This is a genomic window from Novosphingobium oxfordense (assembly GCF_044029435.1).
Lineage (GTDB): Bacteria > Pseudomonadota > Alphaproteobacteria > Sphingomonadales > Sphingomonadaceae > Novosphingobium.
The window spans coordinates 2,459,903-2,479,050 of sequence record NZ_CP147005.1; the positions used below are offsets into that span (position 1 = coordinate 2,459,903).

The 19,148-nt window shown below is 59.2% G+C and carries 13 protein-coding genes; 3 read left to right on the forward strand and 10 right to left on the reverse strand.

Features of this window, described 5'->3' with window-relative positions; genetic code table 11:
• Positions 1-536 precede the first annotated feature (536 nt).
• Both WBP07_RS11395 and WBP07_RS11400 read left to right on the forward strand, forming a co-directional pair.
• On the forward strand, positions 537-2,711 hold the full coding sequence (locus tag WBP07_RS11395; RefSeq protein ID WP_395391166.1) for an ATP-binding protein: 2,175 nt from the start codon (positions 537-539) through the stop codon (positions 2,709-2,711).
• Positions 2,711-3,715 (forward strand): autotransporter domain-containing protein, encoded by a 1,005-nt coding sequence (locus tag WBP07_RS11400; protein ID WP_395391167.1) that lies wholly within the window; start codon positions 2,711-2,713, stop codon positions 3,713-3,715. The genes WBP07_RS11395 and WBP07_RS11400 overlap by 1 nt, the downstream gene beginning before the upstream one ends.
• A 237-nt stretch (positions 3,716-3,952) precedes the next feature.
• Here the strand turns inward: WBP07_RS11400 and WBP07_RS11405 are convergent, their stop codons facing one another.
• On the reverse strand, positions 3,953-5,266 hold the full coding sequence (locus WBP07_RS11405) for a serine/threonine protein phosphatase (RefSeq protein ID WP_395391168.1): 1,314 nt from the start codon (positions 5,264-5,266) through the stop codon (positions 3,953-3,955).
• 32 nt (positions 5,267-5,298) lie between these two features.
• On the reverse strand, positions 5,299-7,626 hold the full coding sequence (locus tag WBP07_RS11410) for a TonB-dependent receptor (RefSeq protein ID WP_395391169.1): 2,328 nt from the start codon (positions 7,624-7,626) through the stop codon (positions 5,299-5,301).
• Between the two features lie 90 nt (positions 7,627-7,716).
• On the opposite strand from WBP07_RS11410, the gene WBP07_RS11415 reads away from it, so the two are divergent.
• Complete coding sequence (locus tag WBP07_RS11415) at positions 7,717-8,313, forward strand: TetR/AcrR family transcriptional regulator (RefSeq protein WP_395391170.1); 597 nt, start codon at positions 7,717-7,719, stop codon at positions 8,311-8,313.
• Positions 8,314-9,425: 1,112 nt separating this feature from the next.
• Here the strand turns inward: WBP07_RS11415 and WBP07_RS11420 are convergent.
• From WBP07_RS11420 to WBP07_RS11455, 8 genes are all read right to left on the reverse strand, one after another.
• Entirely contained in the window at positions 9,426-10,241 is an 816-nt protein-coding gene (locus WBP07_RS11420; protein WP_395391171.1) for a hypothetical protein, read from the reverse strand.
• Positions 10,238-13,366: an AAA family ATPase gene (locus WBP07_RS11425; RefSeq protein WP_395391172.1), complete on the reverse strand. Its 3,129-nt coding sequence runs from the start codon at positions 13,364-13,366 to the stop codon at positions 10,238-10,240. The genes WBP07_RS11420 and WBP07_RS11425 overlap by 4 nt, the downstream gene beginning before the upstream one ends.
• A gap of 207 nt (positions 13,367-13,573) precedes the next feature.
• Positions 13,574-14,176 (reverse strand): M15 family metallopeptidase, encoded by a 603-nt coding sequence (locus WBP07_RS11430; RefSeq protein WP_395391173.1) that lies wholly within the window; start codon positions 14,174-14,176, stop codon positions 13,574-13,576.
• Positions 14,177-14,322: 146 nt separating this feature from the next.
• Positions 14,323-14,613, reverse strand: a complete 291-nt coding sequence (locus tag WBP07_RS11435) for a hypothetical protein (RefSeq protein WP_395391174.1) — start codon at positions 14,611-14,613, stop codon at positions 14,323-14,325.
• A 10-nt stretch (positions 14,614-14,623) separates the two neighbouring features.
• The gene (locus WBP07_RS11440) at positions 14,624-15,211 is read right to left on the reverse strand and encodes a hypothetical protein (protein WP_395391175.1); all 588 of its coding nucleotides are present in this window, start codon (positions 15,209-15,211) and stop codon (positions 14,624-14,626) included.
• Positions 15,212-15,340: 129 nt separating this feature from the next.
• Entirely contained in the window at positions 15,341-15,538 is a 198-nt protein-coding gene (locus WBP07_RS11445; protein ID WP_395391176.1) for a hypothetical protein, read from the reverse strand.
• Between the two features lie 353 nt (positions 15,539-15,891).
• Positions 15,892-17,136 carry a hypothetical protein gene (locus WBP07_RS11450; protein WP_395391177.1) on the reverse strand — a complete coding sequence of 415 codons (1,245 nt, stop codon included), beginning with the start codon at positions 17,134-17,136 and terminating at the stop codon, positions 15,892-15,894.
• 1 nt (position 17,137) lies between these two features.
• On the reverse strand, positions 17,138-18,973 hold the full coding sequence (locus tag WBP07_RS11455) for a hypothetical protein (protein ID WP_395391178.1): 1,836 nt from the start codon (positions 18,971-18,973) through the stop codon (positions 17,138-17,140).
• Positions 18,974-19,148 lie beyond the last annotated feature (175 nt).

Here is a 19,148-nt window from a genome sequence, read left to right on the forward strand (position 1 = left end):
GGCTGCGGCCCGATGGCATCCCCCGCCAGGTCCGCACGCCGATTCCCTGTGTCCATGGTGGCCGGCAACGCCGTCCGTTACGCCACCGCCAAGGCGCCGGACGGTGCCGGGACCATCGGCGCCGCAGGTCACGTAGTCGCACCCGCCCTGCCCGCCGATGGTCCCGGATCTTTCCTGAGCGACCGCATCAGAGACGGTTCAGCTTGGCCATCGCATTGGAAATGCATGGCCAACGTTCCGCGAAGTGTCACATCCGACTGCTACGCGGCTCAGCAAGACGGATCACGCCCGATAAGCTATACTCATCGGACGCGAATCAAAGATTCCCTTCCAGCCCCGGATCAGGGGACACGGCTGCTGGACAGGACCCGGGGTGACCGTCTCCACCGATCGGCCTTGCGCCGTGCGGTGGAGGCGCGGAGCGGGTTCGGAAGAGCAGTGTCCCTCTCTTTCGAGCCCGCTCCGCAAATTCCATGTTCCATGCCATGCGCGCTCGCGCCTCGAATTCGCCGCGGAATCGTGGCAAGGGCGCTGCCATGATGCCGCCCCGCCTCACCAACCGAATCGGCCTGCCGCTGGCGATCCAGATGATCGCCATCCTTGTCTGCGCGCTTATCGGCGCGCAGCTGGTGACGCTGGCGCTTACCGTCGTGCTGCCGCCAAGCCCCACCGCGCGCTGGAATATCGAGGATGTCGTCCACGCCCTCAGCGGCGGCGAAAACGGTGCCGACACGGCGGAGCGGCTGGAACGACTGGAGCGCAAGACCATGATCGGCCCGCCGGACGTTACCGGGCAGGGCTGGCTCGTCTCCGAATCCTCGCGCGAGGCGCTGGCCCATCGTTTGGGCCGCGCGCGTGAGGATGTGGTGCTGGCGTTCTACACCCAGCTGCCGGTTGGCGGCGTCGCGGTGCCCAGCACTTCGCGCTCGCCACTGGCGGTGCGCGACAACCCGGCGGCGCCTTCCGCGCTATCGACGATGCTGGTCGGCAAGGCCGATGCCCAGTCGATCCCCGGCGGTCCACCCGCCGGCGGCATGCCTGGGCCCAGCGGCATGCCCGGTGGCCACTTCCCCGGCGGACAATTCCCCGGCGGCCGTCCCGGTGGGCAAATGCCCGGCGGCCAGGTTCCCGGAGGCAAGATGCCCGGCAGCCGCATGCCGGGCGGCCACATGCCCGGCGGTCATCCCGGCGGCCAGACGCCCGGCAGTCCAAACGGCGGAAATCCGGGCGGCCAGCCCGGAAATCCGGGAACGGGCGCGGTCGGCGGCAACACTCCCGGCAGCACTCCCGGCAGCACTCCCGGCAGCGCGGGCGCCGGACAGGCAACCGGGCAGCCCGGCAATGTCGGCGAAGGTTTCAGGCCCGGTGGTTTCGGCAATGGCGGCTTCGGCAACGGTGGGGCCGGCAACGGCGGTTTTGAAGGCGGCGGTTTCGGCCGCCCCAACGGACAGGTTCCGCAGTTTCCGGCGATGAGCGATCTGCCGCGCGTTTCCTTGCCGCCGCAGGCCACATCGACGCCGGCCCCCACGCCCGCCGTCTCCGTGCCGGCTGCGCGCACGACGCCGGTTCAGATGCCGGTCGCCTCCTCGCCGGTTCCGCTTGTTACCGCGACGCCGCATGAAACCGCCGCCCCGGTCCGTCCCGCCGACGTGGCGAGCGCGCAGCCGCTGCCGGCCGTGCCCGGCACGCCGCAACCGATTCCGTTCCGCCACGCCACCGGCAACATCTTCGCGCTCACCTCCCCGCCGTTCATCGAAGGCGACTTCGTGGCCGCGCTGCGCCAGCCGGATGGGCAGTGGATCGCCGTCGCCCCGCGTGCGGAGCCCTTCCCCAATGCGTGGCAGAAGCGGGTGATGCTGTGGTTCGCGCTGAGCCTTGCGATCATCAGCCCCTTCGCATGGTTGTTCGCGCGCCGCATCGTCCTGCCGCTGCGCGAATTCGCGCAGGCGGCGGAACAGCTTGGCCGCGATCCCTCGGCAACGATCCTGCCGCTGTCCGGCCCGGCGGAGATCGGCCGCGCCGCCAATGCCTTCAACCAGATGCGCAACCGCTTGCGCGCCTTCGTGGACGATCGCACCGCCATGGTCGGCGCGATCAGCCATGACTTGCGCACGCCGCTGACCCGCCTGCGCTTCCGCATCGAGGACGTTCCGGACGAGCAGCGCGACGGTCTGCTGAAGGAAGTGACCGAAATGGAGGCGATGATCAGCCAGGTCATCGGCTTCATCCGCGATGCCTCCACCCCCGGCCCGCGCCAGCGCACCGACTTTGCCGAACTGATCGCCAGCAGCGTGGCCGATGCGCGATTGGTGGGCGGCGACGTCACGATAGAGCGCAACACGCATATCCCGGTGGACGTCGACCCGGTGGGCATCCGCCGCCTGCTCGACAACCTGCTGGAAAATGCCATCAAGTACGGCGAATGCGCCAAGGTGCGCGTCAGCCTGAATGAAGGCGAGGCCGTGGCCGAGATCGTCGATACCGGCCCCGGCATTCCCGAGGAAGAATACGATCGCGCGTTCGAACCGTTCTATCGCACCGATTCGGCGCGCAAATCCGGGCAGAAGGGATCGGGCCTCGGCCTGGCCGTCTGCCGCTCTATCGCGCGCGCGCATGGCGGGGACGTCAGCTTCGCCCGCACGCGTGACGGCTTCATCGTGCGCTTGGCCGTTCCCGCCGCCTTCGACCAGAGCCTCAAGGCCGTAGCCTGATGCGCCTGACCATCGGTACGCGCCCGCTGCTGGCGGGCATGGCTGCGGCATTCGCGGTTTCGGCGCCGGGCATCGTCTGTGCGCAGGAAACCTCTCAGCAGGTCAACGGCACGGCTCCCGTGATCACGGCGACGGCCGGTGACGCGGCGCAGGATGCCGCCAGTTCCCAAGACGCCGCTACTCCGTCGACGACGAAGGCCGCCGCCGATACGCCAACGCCGTGGAGCCTGGCGGTAGCGGCCGGCATCAGCAACCGCGACGATGGCCCCAACGGTTCATGGCAATCGCTGGCCCTGACGCGCCAGATCGGGCGCGGCTATGTACGCGGTTCGCTGATGCGCTATCACGGCACGCTGTTGCAGGCCGACACGGCGCTGCCGTCCGACTATCTGGTGGGCACCATCGGCGCGGGCGGCAATTTCGACAACTGGGTGGTGGATGGCTGGGCCAGCTATGGCTGGCAGGACTATGGCCGCATCAGCACCGATGCCGGCAAGCGCAACAGCACCGGCGCCAAGGGCAGCCCTTACTACTCGGTCGGCGGCGATTTCGGGCGCGTCTTCCCGCTGGGGAGCCGCCTGTTCGCAACGCCGACGATGACCGTATCCTACGCGCACGGCCGCCTGCTCCACCCCGCACCCGAGGAGTCCAACGTCATCGACCTGGAAACCGAGGAGCCCACCTGGAGTTCGGCCGCCACGCTGCGGATCGATCACGCCTTCGGCCGCGAGGGCAAGCAATACGTCGGCCTCTCCGTCGCCCGCGCCTGGACCAGCAATGCGGTTTCGGAACCGCTCGTACGCAGCCGGGAAGAAGCGATAGAAGCGGCGATGACCGGCATCATGCCGGCCCGGCATATCGAGGATGGCTGGTGGGAAATCGGCGCCACCGCAAACATGCGGATCACCGACAAGCTGGGGCTGGACCTCTACGCCACCCGCAGCTTCAATGCGCTGGCGGGCAATACGACTTCGGCGGGCATTTCGCTGCGCCGCTCGTTCTGAGAGTCCGATCCCTCATCGCCCGATTGAAACCCGTTTCTTCCCGTCGTCATTGCGAACCCGCGCAGCGGGAGAAGCAATCCAGGGCGGTATAGGTCGTCCCTTGATTGCCACGCGACCTTTAGGGCTCCCAGGGACGAAGCTGGGTGATCTGGCAGCCAACCGGCGACCGGATCTAACGCCACGGGCGCGCCCTTTCGAGCGCGCCCGCTTTGTGCCCTGCCCCCCGTGGAGGAATGCTTACTTGGCCGCGACCTTCGGCTTGCCGAAGCGCGCGCGGAAGTCGGTCAGGTCGATCGTGAAATCGTCCGCCTGCATGTATTCGGCGTCGGTCAGCTTGGGCTTTTCCTCGGCCTTGTACCACTTGGCGTAGTCCGGCGCGTCCACGCTGTTGAGCTTGTAGTGGGTCGAGTAGGTGCGGACCTTCACCTGCGGCACCTTGGCGCCCATGTCGAAAGTCATCAGTCGCAGCCAGCCGTCGCCGATGCCCATGCCGGGCTCCATCTTGGCGCCGGCGTCCTTGGCAGTCTGCGCGCGGTCCTGATAGTCAGCCAGCACCTGATAGACCGGATGGCCGGCCTTGTTGGCATCGGTGCGGAACGCCTGCGCATGTTCGTGGCCGCAAAGGACCATGAAGATCTGGTCGTTCTGGCTGATGAACTTGTCCCAGATCATCTGCGGGCTGTTGTCTTCGGGGTCGACCGCCGCGTTATCGATGATCGGGTTCGGCAGGCGGTTGCCGGCAGTGTCGAGGAAGTCGTGCATCGACACGATCGTCGGCATGCCCGGATAGCGCTTGATGACTTCGGCCGCCCACTTCAGCGAGGAATTGGGCGCATCGAACTGCAGGCCGATGTGCAGGAAACGGTAGCCGCCCGCCGTGAAGATCTGCGCGCTGTCGGCACCGTCGTCATGACTGGCGACGTACCAGGACTGGCCCTTGAAGTACTTCGACTGGTCGGAAAACACCTTCTTCCAGTTGGACAGGCCGCCCGAATGGAGCATGCCGATGCTGGACATGTCCTTGAACTGAGCAGCGGCCGGATGATTGGAATCGGTCCACATCGCGTCATAGTCGTGATTGCCCGGCACCACCGAGAACGGCACCTTGCCGTTCAGTTGGTCCCAACCCTGGCTGACGACGGGCATTTCCACCGTGTGCACCTTTTCGGTGGGGGCGAAGTGGCCGTCCATGATCGGGTTGGCCACGCGCTTGAAGCCGCGTGCTTCATGCGCCGGATCGATCAGCATCGACTGGTGCTGCCAGTTGTCGCCCAGCCCGTCGACGAAGGCGATGTCGCCGCCCGCGCTCTGGACGTTGGCGGCCACGAAGGCCATCTGGTCCAGGAACATCTGACGCGCGTCGAAGGCAAAGCCTTCCGCCGTCTGGTGGGTGTAATCGACGTAGTTCTGCGTGTCCGGGATCACCGCGATGGTGAAGCTCTGATCGGCAGCCTTGCTTGGAGCCTTATCGGCGGCGAAGGCCGAGGGCGCAGCAAGCGCCACGCCGGTCAGGCAGGTGCAGGCGACGAGCAGGCGGGAAAGCGTTTTCATGATGCTGGCTCCGTTATGTCTGGAAAGAAGGATCAGAACTGCAGGCGCAGCGTCGCGCCGTAAGTCGCCGGATCGCCGAAGAAGGCGACGTAAGTGCCCGGCAGGACCGAGCCGTAGTTGAAGTAGTTGGTGGCGTACTTCTTGTCGGTGACGTTGCGGCCCCAGACGGAGAAGTCCCAGCGATCGCCGAAGCGCAGGCCGGCACGCAAGTTCAGCAGACCGTAGCCGCCAGTCTTGGTCAGTTCCGAATCGTCCAGCGAACCGTAGTAGGTGGAACGGTAGGAGTATTCGGCGCTGGCATAACCGGTAACGGTGTCGCTCAACTCATGTTCGTAAGATCCGTTGATCCCGGTGGTCCAGCGCGGGGCGCCGGCGATCGGGCGGCCCGAAAGATCGCAAGTCGCCTGACCGGTCTTCTCCACGGCGCAGGGGCCTTCGGTATATTCGCGGTACTTGGCATCGTTGTAGGCGACGTAGCCGTGTAGCGTCAGGCCCTTGAACGGCTGCACCGTCGCTTCCGCCTCGGCGCCCTGCGTGCGCGCGCTGCCGGCATTGGTCAGCAACTGGACGACCTGCCCGCCCACTTCCATCAGCACGTTCGCCTGATAGTTGCGGATGTCGGTGCGGAACACGTCCAGGTTCACGGTCAGCGCATGGTTCAGGAAATCGCCCTTCACGCCCACTTCGTAGTTGGTGGCCGTTTCCGGATCGACCTTCAGCGCATCCGCGCCAAGGCCCGTGGGCGGCAGCGTGGTGTTAAGGCCGCCAGCCTTCTGCCCGCGCGATACCAGGCCGTAGACCATGACTTCTGGGCTGAAGCGATAGTCGGTGCTGATCAGGAACGAAGGCGCGGTGTTGGAGATGCGGGCATGGATCGGCCCTGCCGCCTGCGATGCCAGCGCGGCAACCGGCAGGCCGGTATCGTTGCTGACCGGCACCGGGCGCGTCACGTCTTCCTGCTTGGTTTCATACGTCACGCGCAAGCCGCCGGTGATGTTCCACTGCGGGGTGACGTGCCAGTTGACCTGCCCGAAGCCGGCGATGCTGTTGGTTTCCGGCGCGGCCTTGGTGTCCCAGCGAGTGCCGTTGTAGGCCAGCAAAGTCGCCAGTGCCGCCGAATAGGGCGCATAGGCCTTGATAGTCGCCGTCGGCATGCCGGCCAGCCAGGCTGCCGCCTGATCGCCGTAGGAAACGTACTGTGTCGTATCGACCTTCTGGTGGAAGTAGTAGACACCGGCGACCGCATCGAAGTTACCCATGCGCGGGAAGGCAAGGCGCACTTCCTGCGTGAACTGGTTGTCCTTGATGTGATAGCCGCCGTACATGACATCGGCGCTGCTGCCTTCGGTGTCCGACGCGGAATCGTACTGCCAATAGCGGTAGGCCGTCAGCGAGGTCAGCGTGAAGCCGCTGCCGAAGCTCCAGTTCACTTCGGCGGAGCCGGCGCCCTGGCGCGTGCCGGTGCTGTAGGGGCCGCCTGCGGCGGTGGTCAGGCCATCGGGATCGACGGCCAGCGTGGCACCGGTGGCGGTCAGCTTGGTCTGGATCGCGGCGGGGGTAAGCCCCCAGCTGGGGATCACGGTAACCGCGCCGGAGCTTTGCTGTTCGCGCGCATATTCGCCGATCAGGCGGATGCTGAGATCGCTGGACGGCTTGTAGAGCAGCTGCAGGCGCGCACCACGGCGGCCAAGGTCGCTGACCTTCTTGCCGTTGGTGATGTCGGTGACGATGCCGTCGCGCGTGGTGTCGTACCCGGTCAGGCGGAAGGCCAGATCGTCGCTGATCGGCCCGGTAACGGTGCCCTGATACTGCTGGTAGTTGAAGCGCCCGTAAGTGACGGCGGCGCGGCCGCCCCAGTCGAACTGCGGCAGCTCGGTGGTGATGTTGATGGCGCCGGCAGTGGTGTTCTTGCCGAACAGCGTGCCTTGCGGGCCGCGCAGCACTTCCATCTGCGCAATGTCGATCAGATCGCTCGCCGCCATGCCCGGACGGCCGAGATAGACACCATCCACGAAGACGCCCGCGCTGTTCTCAAGCCCGTCGCTGCCCGGATTGTTGCCGATGCCGCGGATCGAGATGCTGGTCTGGTGGCCGTTGGTGACGACGACGTTGGTGCTGGGCACCAGCTGGTTGATATCCTCCAGCCGGATATGGTCGTTGCGGCGCAGATCGTCACCACCGATCGCGGTGATGGCGAGCGGCACGTCGCCGATCTTTTCCTTTACCTTGCGGGCGGTGACGACGATTCCGTCCCCCGCGCCATCATCCGAAGGAAGGGCTTGCGATGGGGCCTCCTCCGCATAAGCCTGCCCGACGCTGAGCGCCAGGACACTGGAAAACAAGGCAAGTTTCTTAATCACGACCCGAATCCCCATTCATGGTTTCGATTTACGAGACGGGCGTGTATCGTTATTCTATGACAGATTTGTGAGAACGAGGGGACGATCGGCATGAATGATGAAGTAGAGGCACCGCCACGCGGCCGAGGCCGCCCGCGCAACGAGGAAAAGGACGTTGCGATTGCAGAGGCGACGTGGCGAATCCTCGCGGAAAAGGGCTACGAAGCGCTGACGTTCGAAGGTGTGGCCGAACTTGCCGCGTGCAGCCGGTCGACGCTGTACCGCCGCTTCGCCAACAAGGCCGAACTGGTCGAGGCGATCCTGGGCCAGACCTCACGCCGGGTGGAACCGCGAACCGACGATACGATGAGCCCGCGCGACGTCCTGATCGCGCACGCCCACGCGCTGTGCAGGTACATGGCCGGCCCGCGCGGCCCGGCGACCCTGATGATGTCGGTCAGCTCCGAACACCACCCCGACCTCGCCGCCGCCCTGGCCCGCCATGGCCGGAACGAGCAGACCTATTTTTTGCGAGAATTCGACCGCGCCCGCCCAGGCACACCGGAACAAGTGCGCGATTTTGCATTCAACACGCTGATCGGCACCATCATTTCCCACGTGGCAGTTCTGCGCGCGACGCTGACCGAACGGCAGATCATCCGCCTCGTCGATGGCGCACTATCGCTACTGGAGATGGAACCAGACTGACCGACCGGGCCCGCCGCAGCCCCGTTCCGGAAGAGCCGCACTGCGCGAGGCATGGGCGCACAAAGAGGTCGGCTGGCAGCGCCCGAGCGTATAATGTGTGAGCCCATGCCGGCGAAGGCCTCGATCGCGCGCATGAGGTCGCCCGCAGGATCGGGCGTGGTGATGGCAGCCAGATGCTTCGTCCTGGGAACCGTCAGCGCGCCCATCAGGTCGCTTGCGGTTCAGCGCGCGTGGTTGCGATGGCGTAGCGATGTCCTCTCCAAACACCCGCTATAAGAACCGCCCCGAAGCTCAGTATCGGCAGAGGCCCCGACGATTGATCGAACGCGTTCGAATACAGCCTCAATCTTCGCCATAGTGCCGGGCATGCTGCGCAAGGCCACTTGAAGGCTATCTATCTCCAACAAGCACCAAACCTCCACGCGATCGAGCATTAGCTGAACGTCGCAAGGAACGTGTCGGCGGACGTAATATCGTCCACCGCGAAGCCGCATGCCCTTCGGCAGCAAACCGGGACTGAAACCGTAACAACCGCTAGGGACACATTTCGCAGATTTCTGGGATTTCGACCTGACTATCGGCACTAATCCGTGGCAAGTAGTCGCTTGCAGAATGAGTTTGGGGGACCATCTTACGATGATCCCCCAACATTCTCAATCGCTTGAAAAGCGATGGTGCCAGAAGAAAACTCGAAAAAAATCTCTATCTTGAAGATACTTATCGAACTTAATGGATTATGAAAAATTCGGTACCAATATTGATACCCGAAATGTTTTCCACAAATAAGTTCGAGTTCTCGAGATGGATTTCTGACCTCCAGAGCATAATTTTCGACTATCCCATAATTACTCAAACAGCAAGCCTAAGAAGCAGAGACTCGCGCTCGGATATGGCCCTTCGTGTACAGCAGTGGATCGACACGGAGCACGATGGAGAGTCCAGCTGTTGATTGCCGCCGAGAGGTGACCCGGAGGGGGGGGGCGCGGATCTTCATCCACCGAGCGAGCTACGCATACAAGAATGTTGTCACACCGACGATCAACAACGCTCCAGCAATGTTGGCGAGCGCTCAATCTAGATCGTGCGAACTTCGCCAGCCCATACCTTCTCGGTCATAAAGTGCGGGGCAGTGCCGCAAGACGCAACTCGGCATATGAGCGCACAGCCTTGGAATAAGGCGCTGCGGCATCAATCCAACCGTCGAGATATTCACCAATGTCGTCTATCGGCTTATCTTCGCTGAGAGCGCGGACGATCGCCATTGCCAGAGTCGCCTTTACCGCCTCTTGCCGCTTCTGTCGCTCATCTCGGAGATCTTCCCGATTTAAATCGAATACTTCAATCGTCGCAAGGCCCCGGGGATCGCCGTTGCGCGCCGCTACCACTCCGCCCTCACCGAACACTAAGAATTCGTCAGGTTCCTCCAGATAGGGACAGATGAGAAGCGGCTCTTCTTCTAAGTTCAGGTCGACCGGCCCAGGAGCCAACTTGCAAACATGGGTCTTACTTACGGGAAACTGATCTGATTTTGCATTGTTGCACGCGAAACAAGCTGGTAACAGATTGCGCCAATTATAGGCGAGCCAAAAATAACCTGGGTGACTGAGGCCAGCAGAATCTAGCACGCGCTTCTTAGCACCGTCAACCTTTACAGTTACATTACCTTTAGGGCGATAGTGTTCTCCATCACCCGGATAAATAGCACGTATCGCAGATTCACAATAGGCGCATTTTTTATCGAAGACATTGACCAGAAGCCAATCTTTTAAATCCCTCCAAACTGATGAATCGAATTCTACTTCTTTTCCATTATTATAATTATCTAACAATATTTTCTGACAATTTTCGGCACGGCGCAGCCAATTACTCCACCACTCCAGTTGCTCTCCACTAAGTCCGTTCGGCGGATCAAATGGTACGTGCCTCATAACTCCTCACCATTCTTCTTCCAGATTACGCGTTTCTGGGGTTCGGCGTTCACCATCGCCGCCTTTGCGATCGCCTCCTGCAACATTTTCTCTGCATCTGCGGCCGCCCTCCGCTCGGCCGGCGTCTCCGATGCACCCGGCAGCTTGCGCATTTCATTCGCTAGTCGTTCAAGCAGCTCATCATCGTCGGGGGTGCGGTCCGCTTTTCCCAGCAAGGCAGTATAATCGTCGCGTACGGTCCATTGCTCGGAGCGCGCGAGATCCAGCCCAAACGCTTCATCGGTCAGGATTTGATCGAAGCGATATCCAATGAACGACTGGGCTAGGTAATCGATCGAGAAGCTATCCGAGCGACGGACCACTCTGAGAACTTCGTTTTCACCGAGATTGCCAACCATCAGCGGCGAGTGCGTAGTGGCGATTACCTGCACTTTCGGAAAATGCTTCTTAAGGGTTGGGACCAGCCGCTGCTGCCAAGCCGGATGCAGATGACTGTCGATTTCGTCGATCAACAAAACAGCGTGCTGCTTTTCGGGCGGAGCATCGTCGCCATTGATCTCATAGAGCCTCTGAATCATCGGCCCGATCCACGCGATCGTCGCGCTCATCCCCTGACTGACATACTCTAACGGGATCTCTCCATCCGACGAATTGAGGAGTATCTCGCTGGTATTCGTATCACAGCGCGCGAAACTGAGATCGAACCCAGGTGTCATCGTGTTCAACATACCGAACATATTGTCGATCATGGATCGGCTCTCTGCGCGCACGACATCTGACAAGTGATGGTCGAGACTGCGGGCATAAGCTCTGAAGATCCACTCCTTCATGCTTTTTCCACGATCATCAACGCCACCAGCGATGATGGGAAGGACATCCGAGACGCGAGGATGGGGGAAGCCGTTCGTGCCGTAGAGACCTGCCTGCACTGGGTCGATCGCTCCGCGCAGCGCGGGAAAGCCGAACACGGCAATCGTCCCCGATTGTAATGGCGCCGTATTGGCTGTGATGCCGAGACGACCTTGGACGCGCGTTAAAGCGGAAATATACCTAACCTGGGATCGGCCGGTAGACACGGTGAGTTCAATGGTGCCCCGCATTGCACCGCGACGAAGGAGCGGTAAGCCGGGCTCGAGAACCGAACTGTCATCACCGGAAAGAGCCAGCGCAATCGCACGAAGGATGGTCGATTTACCGGCACCATTATTGCCGAGCAAAACCGCCCACTGGTTACGGAATTCGACATCCAGCGCGGCAAACGGGCCGATATTTTCAAGGCGTAGATGCGTGATGGCCGGAAGGCCAGGCTCAGACTCAGCAACGTCATTAGGTGATAGATTAGTGGAGACCTTGGCTAGCCGAGCGGCGAGACGACCAAGAAACGCCGTTGCGTCATCACCTTGGCTCATCCGCAGAAATTCTATCCCATATTGCCGGGAGAATCGATCCGCTGAGATATCGAAGCCGGGCCCTTCCTGCACCAACGCAAAGTGCCGATGCCCAGCCGCCGATCGGATCCCAGCCAATTCCAGCGCGGTGGTAAGTGTGGAAGCGTCCATTCCGAGGAAAAGAACTGAGCGAGTAGCGAAAAGTGCGCTCAAGGTTGAGCGCAAGCCCGGCACCTCGTCGATTGCGCGCCCAAGCTCCAACCCGGTCAGATTTACGGATCGCGTTTGGTCGAGATTGCCACGCAATCGAAGCACGAACGGTTCATTCCCGCGAACTAGTGCGGCAAAATCGTATTCGGAGCGGGGGGTAAGCTCCAGGGCTTTTGGCCATGCTGCCTCCACCACGCGAGCGAAGCTTGACGTGATCACACCCGAAAAGCCGATGTGAGGAAGAACCCGGACGAACTGCTCGTCAGGCCTTACTTCGGCATAGCGTCGTGCAAGTTCGGCCACCAATGCCTCCTCGCCAAGGCGGTTGGCCAACATGTCTGTGACCGGGTCGACGTCATTGAGCGCGAGCAGCATCCGCCCTTCGGCTTTCAACTTTTCCGGGACCGAGCGGGCATCTTCGAGCAGTTCGCCAAGTATTTCAACGTGGGTCGGCAGGCCTTTCAGACTCGGCATTTCACCGCCAAGGAAAAGAAGGCCGTCGCCGTGTTTGCATGCGTCAACAAGTTCAGCGGGCGGCTCAACAAGCGACGGGACAACCGCAACCTCAGCCCGAGCCTCACTTTTCTCATCAGCCTCAGGCGCTAATGATAGGGAGATGTCAAACCTTTGCGCCACCGATTGGGATGCCGCTCGAACGCGACCTTTGCGACGCCACCACAATCCGACGGCTATGACCAGCGGAACGATCGCCAACGCAATCCATACCATGGCGCCTCCCACCCCTGATTTAACTGTCAGCTCCGGCGTAGGAGTAACGCGCCATTTCCCGCCAATCCGAATATCTATCGGCACGCGACGGTCCTTGAAAGTTAACCGCTTCACGGCTGGCACAGTAACCTCGATCCCCTGTGAGGTCTGATTCACTGCCGCTTGCGCGCCGTCGATCGAAACTTCATATGTTGGTTCCGAAAACGTTGGCCGCGTGAAGCTGAGTGTAATTATATCTCCTTCAATAACGGCTGCTGGCCCTGAAAACGTAATCGGGAACGGCAATCTGATTCTTTCACCTGACTTTGCAGATGACAACCCATCAGCGATATTTGCAGGCTGAGTCTGCGGAAGTGCAGGTTTTGCCGAAGTTCCAGGGCTTTGGACCTCTATTGGATTGCGACCAAACCAAAGCTCAAAATGTCCGGGGCGCGTGCCTGTACCGCTCGGATAGCGACCGCTGAGATCTACAATCTTTGGAGGTGCACCGAGCAGCGGCCCAATAATTGCAGCCAGTTTGGGCGCGGTAAGACAATCAGACCTAGTTACGCACCGCAATTCTGTCTCGCGAACTGCCGACGTGGAATCCGTCCGGGGCATCATTGCGATGAGTCGCTCGCCGGCAAGCAACTGTCCTGCCAGGGCTGCGCGCAACTGCTCCGCGCCCGCCGTTTGATCTCTGCTTTGAACGTGAATGTAAAGCCGTGGTGGAACTAACTGCTCCGCTCCAGCGGTCATCGCGAGCAAGCCCGCGAATAGAGGCAATATGCCGAAGGCTATTCGGCTAACGTTCGACATGGTCCGGTAACTTCTGCTCAAGGCATCGGTCCTCGTTCCTAATGCAACAACACCGGTCAATATCAATGAGTTAATTAAATATAATCGAGATGACGGCGTTTAGTTTATTAAATTAATATTTACATAGACAAAAATGACGTGACAAATATCAATGGCAAATTAAATAACATTAAATCCCTCCATTTGATGACCTTCCGAATTCTTAGATTAACCCTCGCGCCCCCCAGACTCAAAGAACATGCATGCAGCGCTTACTGATCTCCCGGCGGAGTCCAGTTGATAGTGCGGAAAATCCTTGAAGGAGTGCCAGTCCCCGCCCCATTCAATTCCATCAATCCTACCAACATGTCCGGCAACTTTATATTCGGAGTCGTCCGTCAAATATTGGCCGCCACGGAATAGACCTATGTCCCAAGCCAAGCCAAAATTATGCCAACTCTGTCCCCCACGGGCTTTGGTAACGATGGGACCGGGATCGCCGAAGCGGCCCTTCTTATAAAGCGCATTCTGTTCAGCATAATCGCGCGTCCCAGAAATCACCCGGGCATCGAAGCCCGCAGCACGCAATCCGGCGATCGACCTTCGCGCCAACTCTTGCGCATCTGTTCGCAAGCTCCGAATGTTCCGCTCGCTCCGAATATCAAATGCGCCTTCCGCGGCTGCAATCGCGTCGCACTTGGCTCCAAAAGCCTCTTCAGCATCGCTGGTGTGGGGGCCGTAGTCTCCATCAAGTTTATCATTATAAAGACCGCAGCAGCTGAGCAATCTCTGCAGAAACAAGACATCGACAGAAAAGAGAGAATTACTCATCACCATACACCCTTTTCTTTTAGCTTTACCACCGAATAAAAATCTAGAGCGTTTTCTAACCAGATGGAATCACCCGATGGCTCATAAAGCGCCCCAAACTAAAGTCTAAGAACAGTTAATCCGATGGAATCGGATCGGAAACTGTTCTAACTCGTCCGGTAGACGGCGACCTTCATCTTTTCAGATAACAAAACCGCCTCTCCGTTGAAGAGATGCGTCACTCCCCCTGGTGGCGATGGCGCGCTTTCGCCTATCATTGGGAAAAGCGCCAACGAATGTGCCGCTGGAAATGAGTCATCATTATATGTCGCAACCGTAAAGTTGCCGATCGCCTCAAGCTTAACAACACAACCAAATAGTTGTTCGTGAGCCTCAAGCGCCAGCTCTAACTTCCCTAAAGACTGTGAACCCTTATGTTTGCGCTCAGTTTCGGCCATTATAATTCTCCTAAAGCGCAGCAATAAGCGTCTCCATTCGATTTATGAACTGCTCTTTCTTGTCGTCGTCGCAAAATTGAGCGTCAAAAGCTGGAGCAACCATCCTCCAACTAGGCACAGCCCCCACCGGAATCGTGATGTTTAACTCCTTGGCAGCCAAGGACAATCGACTGGCCGATTTACTCAAATCGTCCATCATTAGATGCCTGAATTTTTCATTCAATTCAGCCGCTCCAGCCGTACTGGCGTCACAAGCAGCCACAATATTATGCAGACGCTGCTCTTCTGCCACACGATCAGTTTGAGCGACCTGCGTCATGCGCGCCACCGCCTGGTCAAGCCGCCCGGCTTGTTGCAGACGATTAACATCGTTCATCGCCGACGCGAGATCGTACTGCTCGACAGGCAGGGTCCGCATTCGAGCAATGTCGGCCTTTATCGCCGCTCTCTCGGCGTCCATTGAAGCAATCACCGCCGGCAGCGTCCTATCAAAAAAAAGCCTTTTATCAATTGACGCTCGAGCCCCGCTGGCAACTGCGGTGATTGTCGCAAGCTCATCAGTTGCAGACGGCCCCACCAAGGCAGTTGCCCCGGTCAATCCTAAGAGTAGCAAATCGAGACCTAAGGCGGAACCTCTATCACTACTTTGCAACTGATCAGTGAACGATTTATACTTTCCATCAACCGCGGATAGATAGATTCCTATAATAAAATCTCGATAGTCTCGTCAATTCATGCCCAATCTCGCACTATCAAGGGGCATGTAGAAATTCTGCAAGGCAGTGTTGACTGGAATCAAATCCGGCGAACCGACTAATGCTGGCACACGATCTTGAGCGCCGCGGACCGTCGCACAGCCCGTCAATGCAAAACCAAGGGAAAGTACTGAAAAAAAACGGAACAACGAGCCGAATTTGCCTTTCACACCAACCTCCTTCCAACTTTAATGCGAAGACGATCTGTGGAAATTGCCATCCACCTCACTTCATACACACCGAATTAGAGCGCTTTCTAATCAGGTGGAATCATCTGATGACTCGGAAAACGCGGCAAACCAAAATCTTAGAGCAGTTGACCCGAGCAATAGGATCGGAAACCACTCTAGTGTGGATCGCAGATTGTTTTTAATTGAATTAATTATTATTATAATGATTTGTTATGTACAAAATTTTGTCTCATGTGCGAGATAACTAAAGCAGGCGTTCGACATTTTTTAAGAACACGTGTGAGCTCTACGGAGCTCCGGTAAGCCCCTATACGAAGTCGCATATCGGCAACTCAGCCAAGCCCCGCTTCCCAATCGATGCATAAGCCCGCGGTAACTTCGAACCCCGCGGCAGCGGCAGCAGCTTCCTGGTCCGATCGCGCATGACGAGCAGCCTTGCTTTCGATCGCCTTCACCAACGGCTCGCGGGGAATATTGGGCCACTGCCGGACCGAGCAGGTCGAAAACAGGGCTGTGCCACCCACCGGCATCAACTCCTCAATAAATTCCTTTGGAGTTGCATTGTGGCTGCCGTGGTGCCCTACCTTGTAGAATGTCGTCCGCTTCAAAAGGGCCCTTGCAACCGGATCCGTGAGCATCGCGTTCCATGCTCCCCACTGCGCGTCTCCGGAAAAAAGCAGAAACGATTCAGCGACTTCGAACAAGAGAATTAGGCTTGTGTTGTTGACGGCACTATCTAGCGCGGCAGCGAGTTCGCCGAACGGCTGCTCGGCATTCTCGTCGATTTTCTTACGATCATCGTTGCGGAAGCTGTCGAAGCGGGCCTCAGCGGCGAATTGCTCAGCACTGATCTGCCATCGCGAGCCGAACGCCGGTACTGTTGCCGCCTGTCCGCCCGGCCCCAATACCGCAAAGTAACCTTTGCCTGTTGGCGGATCCATCGATGCGATCGCTCTTTCGGTTCGCGGCGGGCCAAGCACATGTATTTTCAGGCCTGGCGCACTGGGAAAGGTTCTGATCTGGTTGAAGCCATCAGGCTCGGGCAGAAACCGACGCGGCGGATCGCCAAGAAAACCTTCATGGAGGGTGGCCATCGCCCTTTCATTAGTAAGCGCATTGATTGCCATGCCGCGCTCAGCCCGCATCTTACTAACTGCTGAAGAAGCATGGTCAGGCTGCCCCGCCATCGGCTCATCATCCGTAAGACCGCCGACCAGCGACAGCGCAAGCGACGACTGTCGATTGCGTATCCGGATAGCCTCCTGATCCTTCGGGTCTTCCGTCCATGGCATCCATACCTCCCCGACAGAAACCTCTCCCCATGCAGGATTGGAAAACCCGCCGACATGGTCCTTGTGGCGATGTGTGGCGACGACCAAATCGATTATTGAGTCGCCATCTTCTTCCGTACAAAGCTCAATGACGTCCTGAGCCACATTAGCGACCTGCGCAGCCCCCTCCGTAATGCTGCCGCAGTCGACCAGTACCTTAAAAGCCGTGGCACCGCTCCAGAACCGCACCAAGAAGCAGTCGCCAAAGCCTACGTGGTACATACGTACGCTTACGCGGTCGAACATGTCAGTGTCCTTCGTGAAGCGCGCGAAGACTCATGCGAGCTTTCATGCGGGTGGAATATTGCCCGGGGCATAGATAGGGCGTCATCGGATCGCGATCATCGAGCGCATCGATAAAGCGCTCCTGCCGTTCGACGCGATCGACAGCGCGCACCTCATCCTCGGGAGGAAGGTGAGGACCTGGCAGAGGCTTGGATATGACATATCGAACTATGCCGTCGACCCCTACAATAATTGTACTGCCGCCACGGACCGGAACACCGCCGTAACGAGGGTCATTCTCGGTCGCGGAGTCAGTTTCGACAAGTTGCGCTACCAATTCGATGAGAAGGGCCCCTGACGGCGCAGTCCGGAAAACGGCGTTGAGGCTGGCGACATTCGGAGGACCGGTCAGTTGCAGCGCATGAAGGTTGCCCGTTGCCCAGGTAACAAGAGCCTCGCGCATATCCTTCCAGGGATTGTAAGCACCGACTTCGTCGGCCTCGTCTACGCTTTCCTCGACAGAGATTATCTCTCGCGTTTCGAGCTTAGTCACGCGAGGATCCGTGCTAAGCTTTGTAAAGCGTTGCGCCTCCATTTGAAGCAACTGAGGCAGTAAGTGTGTGAAGCTGTCGCGGATGGGTGGGATGGCGAGAGCAGCTTGCCAGCGCAGCGTGTCTTCCGCTAACGAGCCCACTCCCGCAGGGTATATGCCTCGTTGCCGGAACCCTTCGATCAGTGCAGCGCGCTGCCCCCATTCGTCGTCAGGGTTCAACTCAAAATCGGCAGTGACAATAGCACGCAGGTAATCCCCAAAGGTGATGTCGACCGGCGGCAAATAATCAAACGCCCGGATACACATGTCGAGCTGGCGCTGCGCGGTCTTTGCCGCTTCGGTTGCGATACGATTGACGAGATCGGGTGCAAGATCGCCGGGGGGCAATTCGCCGGTACCGCCTGTTGCGATGCGGATTAGATCGGAGATCCGCGACTGATAAGTCGCGAAGAAGCCGTCGAACACTGCTGCTACGAGGATCGAGCCGCGCGCATGCGGTTCCACGACGCTGTCGAGGAGTTTTCGGTCGGGTTTATCCAGCGCCGAGCGCAGCGCCTTACCCGATCCGGTCGCGAAACCAAACTGCCGAGCAAGCTCGACAAGCAACGTAGGCTTGCGCAGATCTCCACGCCCACGCTGAATTTCCTCAGCTAGGAGATCGCGGAATGAGAAATGTTGGAGCAATGCAACGATATCTGCAAAGCCTTCGTGAAAGGCCAGCACGTCGACATTCGTTGGCTCCAGAAAATATCGGCGCAGCCGATCGACGATCGCGTGGGTCATCTCATGCGCAATGATATCGTGACTGAGACAGGTGAAAACAGTTTGCTTCGGAATATTTGCACCCGGGTCGTCGTCGTCGGCATCAAAATAACCGAACAACAGGCCATGCCTGTCGCGATCATAGAAGGCGTTCTTACCTCTAAAGGCATGCGGGAATAGACGTAGCCGATCAAAGCGCTTGCCGCGGCGCATCGAAATGCGACGGCCAAGCGCCCGATCGAAGTTAGCCAGCGTCCGCGAGGCCACAGCATAGACCATCTGCTGGTGAAACCGCGGATCGGACTCCGACGGCGTCAGACCGCCGTGCATGAGAATTGCAGGATCATCCAGGTTGACGCGATCGTAGAAGACTTTCGCGTGACCATCATAGTCAATAACTTCGAGACGAGCTCCGACAGGTCCAGTCTCTAGAATCTCGTTTTCGACGAGGATCGTCGCTGTACGCGCAGCTGAATAGCCCCGCGTCGGATCCGTCGGAAAAATTTGAAGCGGACGGGCAGTGGGGCGTGGAAGTTCCTGCATGATGCACTCATCCCCTGGCGGAGTTCGCGCCGCCCTCGCGCATTGCATCATGAATATCTTCAATCCAAGCGATCGCCAAGTACTGAATTACACCAACATGGCACAAATACTACTTACATTGTATGATAACCGTATCATTCATCAAACGTAACTTAATGCCTTATTTTTTCGTAAC